This is a genomic window from Oleiphilus sp. HI0117 (assembly GCF_001635235.1).
The window spans coordinates 1-9,151 of sequence record NZ_LWGA01001230.1; the positions used below are offsets into that span (position 1 = coordinate 1).

Here is a 9,151-nt window from a genome sequence, read left to right on the forward strand (position 1 = left end):
GGTGCTCCCGATCGTTATAACTGGGAGTATGTTGGTTTGAAAGAATATTTTATCCCATATAATAATTATAAGGTTGACGCTGAAGGGGTGGAGTATGCAGACCTGGTTTTAGCGGGGCACCTCAACCCTGAGTATATTCGCTGGGAGTTGCATCGAGTACACGTGGTGAAAGCGAAACTAAAGAAGGGGGTTCGTCATATCTATAAAGAACGAGTGTACTATGTTGATGAAGATAGCTGGGGTATCTCATTGGTTGATCTGTATGATAAGTATGATGAGCTATGGCGTGTGAGTATGGCGCTAATGAAAAACTATTATGAGCTTCCCGGTACAGCGGCGAGCGTGAATGTTTATCATGATTTACGATCGCAAAGATATAGTGCCAACGGTCTGTCTTCAGAAGAGAAGCGTGCGGTAGTTTTTGATGACGAAGCACCGAGTTCACGTCATTTCAAGCCGGCTTCACTGCGTCGTCGTGCTCGTTGAGTTCAATAAATAGATAGCTCTTTTTGAGGCGGCTCGACATTGCGCTTAGCTTTATAGTTATTTAGGTAACTATAAAGCTATAGCTTTCTGAATATCAGGGTGAACACGACACCTGTTTCATCTTTACGGTTTCTGACCTTGAGCGTTGCTCGATGGTGATCGGCAATGATTCTGGCGACATGAAGCCCAAGCCCAAGATGTACTTCACCACCCTCCGAACGTGTAGAAGTCATTGGCGCAAAGAGTTCATTCATTTTTCCTTCGGTAATCGTTGGCCCATCATTCTCGACCTCAATCAAGGTTTCTAAGTCGTTATCGATCAAGCGAATGCATACCTTGCCGTCATCTGAACAAAAACCAAAGGCGTTATCTAGAAGTTTATCGAGTAGTTGTTCGAGCCTAGAGCTTTCCGCCATCACCCACACCACTTTATTGGGTTGTTCGGTTCGTAGGCCCTCCCAGGATGAGCAGTAATCTTCTAAAAACTCGCTTAGGTTCAGGCTTGCTAAATGTTCATTTTGCAATGCATTTTCAAGGCTAGCCGCTTCAGTGAGCTGTTGTGAGATCTTGCTTATTTGATCAACCCCGGCATCGAGTTTTTTAACATAAGTATTATCTTTTAGTTCAGGCCTGTCATCGATTAGGTTCTCTAGCGAGGTTCTGAGCTTGTTAAGTGGGTTGGAAATCTCGTGGCGAAGTGTTTGTGGCATGCGTTCTAAAAACTGCGTATAGGATTGTTGCTGCTTAAGCAAGCTGCTGATGCTGCGTGACAAGTCCCCCAATTCATCGGGTGCTGTTTTACTAGAGATATTGTCAGTGCTGATGATTCGGCCTTGCCCGTCAATAGCATTGTGGGCACTGTGGCTTAATTTGGTGATGCGTTGGGCCAGAATGAGGGCATAGATAAACATCAGTGCGATGATCAGGGCAATGATAGCGCCGGTTTTAATTGCAATAGCTTGTAGTCTGGTTTTGTGTTGTTCAAGTACATGGCTGGCAGCTTCATCGATGACGACTAGGCCTATGGCTTTATTATCCTTAATGATTGGGTAACAGGTCGTTATTCTGGAGTCCGGAGCGTCGCCTTTCATATGCTGGTATTGCTGAACGCTACCCTTCAAGGCATTGTTTAGGCAGTCTTGATCAAGTTCAAAGCCGCCTTTGTCTCTTGCTGCAAAGGCCCACTCGCGGCCCCGGCGGTCGTAGATGCCTAAATGCGCGTAGTTGGACTTCAGCTGGTCAATGACTCGCTGTAGCTCTCTTGCATGAAGTTCTAGAGGGTTAAATTGACCTGCCAACTCAGACGGTAGTGTCGAGATAATTGCCTTGGGACCAAGGGAGGGCTGCTGGTCGACATCGACAACTGCAATATGCAGTTCTGCTCCTTGGGTATCTAATTGGCTTAGGGGAAGGCGAAATTCAACAACATAGCCTGACTCAGAACGTCGCCAAAAGCCTTGAATGCCTGTCTGGTGACTTTCGATCTCAGTACTGGGTGCGATACCGTATTCCCATTCATGATTACTGAAGTAACTCGCTAAGGGGCCTTCATGTTCAGCAGGAAGAATGATGCGTTCAATATGGCCTTCTGGTGCGCGATAACTTAAGCGAATATGATCACTATAATCGAGCCGAAGGTGGTTGCGGCGATAACTGACTAGTTCGTCAGTGACGGCGATAGCTGCGTAAAGGTAATGCTGGGTTTGAGCCAGTTGTAAGGTAAAAGCCGCTTCAGGAGAATCTGTCGTATTGGTTTGTCTATAGCGCTTATCATAGGCAAGGCGAGATGATTCAACCAGCTTTTCTGGCCAATCACTTAGCTCGCCATCCAGTCGCAATGATGTCTGTAAAACCGGTGCTGCCAAGGCGTGCTTATGGAGCTCACTGCTTTCGTTCGCTGCAAGCAGGGTGGGAATATCTTTTTGAGTGGCGAGTAAATTGGTAGCGATGGCTTTGGCTTCAATCTCTTGAATATGGGCCTGAGTACTCAAACTTGCTTCTTTGATCTGTTGCCAATAATTATAAGCAACGAGTGGAATGGCTAACATAGCCAAACTGAGCACCGCGACTTGAGCTTTTATTCCGAAGCCAGGCATTAGCTTTGTTCCCAGCGATAGCCGAAGCCCGGTTTGTTGCGAATATGCTTAAACTCAACCTTTGTTGCATTAAACTTTTTGCGGATATTTTTAATATGGCTGTTAATGGTACCGTTAGTAACGAGGCGCTGCATGGTGCTTTCTGCCAAAGCTTGGTAATCAATACCTTCTGAGCCAGCTTGATAAATTGCATAAAACAGACGGAACTCTGTTAGCGTTAAAGGAATAGATTGCCCATGCCAGGATACATAAGACTTTTCTTCATCAATCGATAGTTCAGAGCTTGAGCTGGAGGTTGAAGGCTCAATGGTTTCTATGCGCGCTTGGTGAATGCGCTGTAGGCTTTTAATTCGTTCAGCTAGCAGTGCTAACGAAATTGGCTTGGTTTGATAGTCCCAAGCGCCAAGGCGCAAACCGAACACCTGGTCAATTTCATCAGAACGCTCACTTAGGAATATAACGGGTAGTTTACTCCCGCCATCAAGCAGGCGTCGGCAGATGGTAAAACCTCCATCTTCATCTTCGCCCAGTACCACATCGAGTAATACCATATCGGGTGGATTATTCTTTATACCGTTTAAGGCATCCTCAACATTGTCGTAGCAGCTTGTGCTAAAGCCTTTGCGCTTCAATGAGTCGGCGTAATTTTGTTGCTGGTCGATATCATCTTCAACGATCGCAATGTGGTAGGACATTCTGCAGCTTTCCTAAAGGGCTTATAGATAAAACCAGAGTGCTTACTATAACGCAGAATGGATGATTTTTACGCCACGAAGTGACGATCTCCATAACTTCTCCATGACAGCCCTGCTTTATCCAGAGAGTCAAAGCGAAGCTAAGCTTTCTCTCCTTTACTCGCCTTTTTCTTCCAGAGCGCTTCATAAGCTCTCCATTACCTAAATACGGCAAATTGTTTCAATAGTCTCATCGATACGGCAAGCACTCAGGTGCCAGATATCGTTTCTTAAATAGATTAAGTGGAGATCACTATGAAGCAAATAATGAATAAATCGAAAATCGCCAGCCTGGTATTGCTCGCTAGTATGAGTTCAGCGCCTTTTGCTAATGAACTGGCAGAACAAACGAGTGCAGAAAGTAATGAGTCAACCTATTGGGGGCTGGGCATTGGCTCTGTCTTAGGCGGCATTATTGCAGGCCCTCCGGGTATTGCTATAGGTGCTAGCTTAGGTGGTGCTTTTGGTTGGGGGCAAGATCAGCACGAGGCGCTTGAAGAGGCTCAGGAACAGTTGCACGAACAGGCGAACTTAGTGACGTCTAGCTCCAATGACTTGAACACAGAGATGGAAAAGCTAAGAGCAACCAGGGCTAAGTTAGGTGAGCTAAAGCGTCGTCATCACCATCAAACTGAAAAGTTAAATGACTTACAAGCTGAGTTGGCGAGCAAGGTTCAAACCTTAGAACAGAGCGATTTGTCGAATCTTTTGAGTGCCTATACCCAAGAGATCTACTTTGAAAAAGGCCAAGCGCGTGTCCCCTCATATGTTAGCGATCGTATTTCCAGTATGGCGGAGTTCTTACAGCGCTATCCTCATCTACAGATAACTTTGACAGGCTTTAGCGACCAAAGTGGCCCAGCGATATTCAACCAAGAACTATCCCGTGAGAGAGCTCAGGGCGTGAAAGATGCTTTGCTCGCTCAAGGTATCTCAGCAGAACGCATTGTGATTAAGTCAGTCGGTGAAAGCATGGCTCATGTGGCTGAAGGTGATGAGGGCAACGCAATTTTAGATCGTCGTGTAGCAATCGAGTTCGGCCAAGATAGCCCGCAAGAAATAATTTCAACAAAAGAGGAGCCAATAGAACCTTCGCAAGTGATTGAAAGCACGTCACTTGCAGAATTAAGTCAGTGAAAGTTCTTATTTGAATGCAGCTAAATGCCATGGCGACCTTATGTGTCGCTATGGCGTGAATAATGTTTTTGATCAACGGACTTTACTTAGTTGGAGGTCATATGCGAGCTCTAGAGAATAAACACTATCTCGATAATTCATGCTCTATTTTTAGAACCCGAGGCTGGCGTAGCGTGGCAGAAGTTTGTGCTTTGAGTTTTGTTTTTTATCTTTGGATGTTATCCCAGAGTGTCTTGGCGTCTGAGCATGACGCTAGCAAAAGCTACAGCTCTTTATGGTTGAGCCCTATAGAAGGGCAAGAGGCAGAAGCGCTAACAGAGCAAGAACAAGAGGATTTCTCGGCTCTGCAGCTGAGGACTCATGTCAGTATTCAGGTCGTGGGGCCGATATCTCGAGTGAGCGTTAAACAAGAATTTTATAACCCCAGTGATTTATGGGTGGAAGGCGAATATAGCTATCCCTTACCCGAGACCGCTGCAGTTGACCAACTAAGATTGCATATTGGTGACAGAGTGGTCGAAGGACAGGTTCAGGAAAAAAAGCAGGCAGCTAAAACCTTTGCCAAGGCTCGCAAAGAGGGAAAAAAGGCCAGCCTCTTATCGCATCGTCGAAGTAATCGATTTCGAACTCAGCTCACTAATATCGGGCCAAATGAAAGTGTCACGGTAGAGTTCGAGTATCAACAATGGCTAGATTATAAAGCTGGGCAATACGATTTGCGCTTCCCCATGGTTTCAACACCTACATATACATCAACAGTCGAGGAGGGCAGTCGCGCTAGTCTGCAAAAGGGCTTTGTCTTCCCAGAAAACCATTATCGACGCTTGGCAGAGAAAGCAGGCAACCCGCTAAGTATTAGGCTGGATATCGATGCTGGCATTCCTATCAATGCGCCTGAGAGTAATAGTCATCAAGTGAGTATTAACAAGCTTGATTCAAGCCGCTACCAAATTGAGCTTACAGGGGAGGCAGAGCTTTCCAATCGAGACTTTCTGCTCAGCTGGCAACCAGAGGCCGCATCGCAACCCACTGTGACGGTGATGCACGAGCCGAGTTCTGATGGCCATGATGAAGACCAGTATGGCTTATTGATGGTGATGCCGCCCCAGGAGAAATTCGCTGAGGATGACTCTCAAGATCGAAATCTGGTTTTGGTGCTGGATGTTTCGGGTAGTATGCAGGGTGCTTCGATACAACAGGCTAAAGCGGCCATGTTAAAAGCGCTCGACCAGCTAGAAGAAGATGACTTCTTTAACCTGATCTGGTTTAACAATCGTGCTATGTCTTTGTTTCCTATCAGTCAGCAAGCTTCTGCTCGTAACTTATCAATCGCAAGACACAAAGTGAATCAGCTCAATGCGAATGGTGGTACTAACATGCTACCAGCCTTGAATATCGCGCTTCAAAGTTCTGAGGAATCTCTGTCGACACTTCGGCAAGTTGTCTTTATCACCGACGGTGCTGTCAGCAACGAAGCGGAACTGTTTACCATGATCCGGCAAGAGCTTGGCCATAGTCGTTTGTTTACGGTGGGTATAGGGTCTGCCCCGAACAGCTACTTTATGCGCAAGGCAGCACATGCCGGTCGTGGTTCTTTTACTTACATTTCTCAGCCAGAGAGTGTTGAAGATCGGATAAGCGAGTTATTTACTCGCCTGGCAGCACCCGCCCTAAGTGATGTGTCGATAGACTTCCAGGGTTATGAGGTCGAGATGCTTCCGAGCCCCTTACCCGATGTCTACGCAGGTGAGCCTTTGTATGCAGCATTTAGAGCAGAGCATATGCCTGAATATGCGACGCTGTCCGGGAAAATTGCCGGACGCGATGTCTATATGCGGCTATCGCTACAGAGGCAGTTTTTAGAGGCTGATATAGCGGATGCTAGACAAAAAGGTATCGCCATCGAGTGGGCGCGAAGAAAGATTGAGCATTTACTAACGCTCTATCGTGAGTCTGAACCTGAGCATAAAGCGCTCTTGCAGAAAGAGATGACTGACTTGGCACTTGAGCATCGTCTGGTGAGTAAGTTTACCAGTCTGGTTGCTGTGGATGTTACTCCACAAAGGTCAGGTGTGGCGGTGGAACATCAAAAGATTCCCGCTAATCTTCCGGATGGCTGGGCACAGGGCAAGCTTGCGGGGCTTAACAGGGCGCAAACGCTACGACTCGCGCAGACCTCTAGTGGTCTTTGGTTTCAGCTTTATGTCGGCTTGGTGGCGCTTTTGTTGGTGACGGTGTTGTTATATCTATCTGAAGGCATGACTAAGCGAAAAGGAAAGGCGCTATGCTAAAGAAATTTTTACTGTTTGTATTGCTGATCGCCCTATCGCTCACGGCAATTGTTCAGCTTGGTAGTGGTGCCAAAATAGCGGCTAAAGCCTGGTTAAGTCAGTATTTGATCGAACAGGCTTGGTCGCGAACTTTGCTAGGCGAAGAGCGAGTTCGCCCCTGGCCCTGGGCTGACACCTGGCCGGTTGCAGAGCTAAGTGTGCCCAGCCTTGGTGTTCAACAAGTCGTACTTCATGGTGATAGCGGGCGAGTATTAGCGTTTGGGCCGGGTATGAATGATTATGTCGATGGTGGCCTGGGTTTAGATTTTAGTATTTTGAGTGGCCATCGAGACACCCATTTCAGGTTTTTAAAAGATCTGAAGTTAAATGATGTGTTTGTGATTACAACTGCAGATGGCAAGCGCAGTGACTATCAAATTATTAATACGGAGGTGGTTAACCAGAATTGGTTACTCCCGGAATTGGAGCCATCGGTTGAGAATTTGATGATACTCGCGACTTGCTACCCGTTTGATACCTTAACAGCCGGGGCTGAAGAGCGGTTTTTAGTTTTTGCGATACCGCTTAAGAATAGGCCCGTTAGCTAGTGCCTCAAACGAATGGGAGCTTACTCCTTATCTTTGGATGTACACTCCGCCAAGCTGGCATCCATCTTACAGCGGATCTTTCTAAACAAGGTGAGGGCTTTGCGGTTATAAACGCCTTCTTCTCGTAGCGCAATGCGGCTTTTTCTAAAGAACTCGTTCCATTTGTCTTTGGTTTCTTGGGAAATATTGATCCAGTACTTTTTAGGAATGGTTTGCTCGCTTTCTACAATTTTTTTAATTTGAGCCGGGTACTTATTTGTCATCAGGTCACGAGATTTCTGACCAAAGCCCTCAGGTACTTTTTTCCAGCGAAGGATCAGTTGCATGGTTATTTGTAGCTTTGGCCAATTAATGATGCCTCCATTCGGCGCGAGGCCTTTGTACATCTCCATTGGTTCATATGCCAGGGCAGGTGCTCCGGTGACATCGACGGCGCGGTTGTTAAATTTTTGCAGGGCATTACGAATGCCAGATGCGACGGGTGTCATACCTATTCGAGTTGCGATATGTGCGGTCTCCGGGGCGTTATCGAGCACGGTAATACGCTTTCCTGACAGGTCTTTCGGGGCATGAATGTTCTTATCATTTACAAATAAGAATACAGCGCCAATGGGCGCAATACCGACGATTTCGTAATCCCCTTTGCGCATAATCTTTGCACCTCTCGGGCTGCTTATCGATTTAATAGCCATGCCTAGATGTTCATAGGTTGGCAGCGCGCCTAAAGCGTTTAGAGAGCCGGTAAAATCATTGTATTCACGTGCCCGAATGCCTGGCAGGTTGAGCATGTCGCATACGCCATTTTTGAATTCTTCTGAGGCGACCCGGTCATCGGTATAGAGCTTGAATGAAAGGTCAACACCCCAGCGAACCGCGTCAATCTTGTACTCTTTCATTTCTTTATGGATGGGGCCATCGTTGCCGACGAAGTCAAACACGCACATCGTTAGTGGTTTCAATTCATTGCTTTGCGTGACGGTCGCAAGGAATGTTGATGAGAGTAATAATACGAAGGAAAGCGGTGCATGGAAATAGCGCATAGAGCTCTAGCCTCTGTCGTTGTTATTTTACTACTGACTATCTTGCTTATAACTACTTTGTTTATAGCTGTTTTTTAATAACTATGAGCGTATCAGGCTTGCTAGAGGCGAGCCTTGCTTTAGATCAATTGAGCTTTATTGAGTGGACTGAAGACGGCTGGCTTGAATTGGGTTAACCTAAGCTTTCTACTTGAGCAAGTTGAGAGGCTAGTTATGGCATTCACCGAAATGTCTAATGAATCGGATGCACTGAAAAAACGCTACGAGCTTATCCTGACGTCTATTGGTGAAGGTGTTTACGGTCTTGATAAAAACGGTTTAACCACTTTCGTGAATCCAGCCGCCGAACGAATGACCGGGTGGCTGGAAGAAGACCTTATTGGCAAAATAGTTCATGAGTTTCATCATCATTCCCATGAAGATGGTCGTCATTACCCAGTGCATACTTGCCCTGTCTATCAAACAGTAAAAGACGGTGTTCAGCGTGAAGTCGATAATGAGGTTTTTTGGCGCAAAGACGGTTCGCAGTTTCCTGTAGAGTATATCGCAACAGCTATTGAGCATGAGGGTGAGATAGTCGGTGCTGTGATTGTGTTTAAGGATATCTCGGAACGGAAACGCTCAGAGCGGGAGTTAAAGTCTGCGCTGCGTCAGGTAGAAGAATTGAAGGAGCAATTACAGGCCGAGAATCGCTACCTGATGGATGAGATCCAGTCTCAGCATAACTACGCCAAGATGATTGGCCAGGGGCCTGCTCTTGATCAGATTCATACGCAGATC

At 46.5% G+C, this 9,151-nt stretch carries 8 protein-coding genes; 5 read left to right on the forward strand and 3 right to left on the reverse strand.

Translation table 11 applies throughout. The features are described from left to right. On the forward strand, positions 1 to 486 hold a 486-nt coding region (locus A3757_RS21420; protein WP_156506480.1), incomplete at its 5' end, for a DUF1329 domain-containing protein. A gap of 77 nt (positions 487 to 563) precedes the next feature. Here the strand turns inward: A3757_RS21420 and A3757_RS21425 are convergent. Then, positions 564 to 2,582 (reverse strand): ATP-binding protein, encoded by a 2,019-nt coding sequence (locus tag A3757_RS21425; protein ID WP_068553693.1) that lies wholly within the window; start codon positions 2,580 to 2,582, stop codon positions 564 to 566. Further along, positions 2,582 to 3,277: a response regulator transcription factor gene (locus tag A3757_RS21430; protein ID WP_068553694.1), complete on the reverse strand. Its 696-nt coding sequence runs from the start codon at positions 3,275 to 3,277 to the stop codon at positions 2,582 to 2,584. The genes A3757_RS21425 and A3757_RS21430 overlap by 1 nt, the downstream gene beginning before the upstream one ends. A 294-nt stretch (positions 3,278 to 3,571) precedes the next feature. Between A3757_RS21430 and A3757_RS21435 the strand changes: the two genes are divergently transcribed. The 3 genes from A3757_RS21435 to A3757_RS21445 all read left to right on the forward strand — a co-directional run bounded on the left by A3757_RS21435 (position 3,572) and on the right by A3757_RS21445 (position 7,331). Continuing rightward, complete coding sequence (locus tag A3757_RS21435; protein ID WP_068554790.1) at positions 3,572 to 4,453, forward strand: OmpA family protein; 882 nt, start codon at positions 3,572 to 3,574, stop codon at positions 4,451 to 4,453. Between the two features lie 101 nt (positions 4,454 to 4,554). Further along, on the forward strand, positions 4,555 to 6,744 hold the full coding sequence (locus tag A3757_RS21440; RefSeq protein WP_197473248.1) for a marine proteobacterial sortase target protein: 2,190 nt from the start codon (positions 4,555 to 4,557) through the stop codon (positions 6,742 to 6,744). Continuing rightward, on the forward strand, positions 6,738 to 7,331 hold the full coding sequence (locus tag A3757_RS21445; protein ID WP_068566313.1) for a class GN sortase: 594 nt from the start codon (positions 6,738 to 6,740) through the stop codon (positions 7,329 to 7,331). Before A3757_RS21440 ends, A3757_RS21445 begins: the two co-directional genes overlap by 7 nt. Positions 7,332 to 7,351: 20 nt before the next feature. Here A3757_RS21445 and A3757_RS21450 read toward each other — a convergent pair whose 3' ends face one another. Beyond that, positions 7,352 to 8,371, reverse strand: coding sequence for a putative solute-binding protein (locus A3757_RS21450; RefSeq protein WP_068553479.1), 1,020 nt, complete (start codon positions 8,369 to 8,371; stop codon positions 7,352 to 7,354). A gap of 162 nt (positions 8,372 to 8,533) precedes the next feature. Between A3757_RS21450 and A3757_RS21455 the strand changes: the two genes are divergently transcribed. Next, positions 8,534 to 9,151 (forward strand): PAS domain S-box protein (locus A3757_RS21455; RefSeq protein ID WP_231878351.1); only part of this gene is annotated, 618 nt, incomplete at its 3' end.

Coding starts and splice junctions, on each gene's coding strand:
- A3757_RS21445 (WP_068566313.1), top strand. CDS start 6,738: ATGCTAAAGAAATTTTTACTGTTTGTATTGCTGATCGCCCTATCGCTC.
- A3757_RS21425 (WP_068553693.1), bottom strand. CDS start 2,582: ATGCCTGGCTTCGGAATAAAAGCTCAAGTCGCGGTGCTCAGTTTGGCT.
- A3757_RS21430 (WP_068553694.1), bottom strand. CDS start 3,277: ATGTCCTACCACATTGCGATCGTTGAAGATGATATCGACCAGCAACAA.
- A3757_RS21450 (WP_068553479.1), bottom strand. CDS start 8,371: ATGCGCTATTTCCATGCACCGCTTTCCTTCGTATTATTACTCTCATCA.
- A3757_RS21435 (WP_068554790.1), top strand. CDS start 3,572: ATGAAGCAAATAATGAATAAATCGAAAATCGCCAGCCTGGTATTGCTC.
- A3757_RS21440 (WP_197473248.1), top strand. CDS start 4,555: ATGCGAGCTCTAGAGAATAAACACTATCTCGATAATTCATGCTCTATT.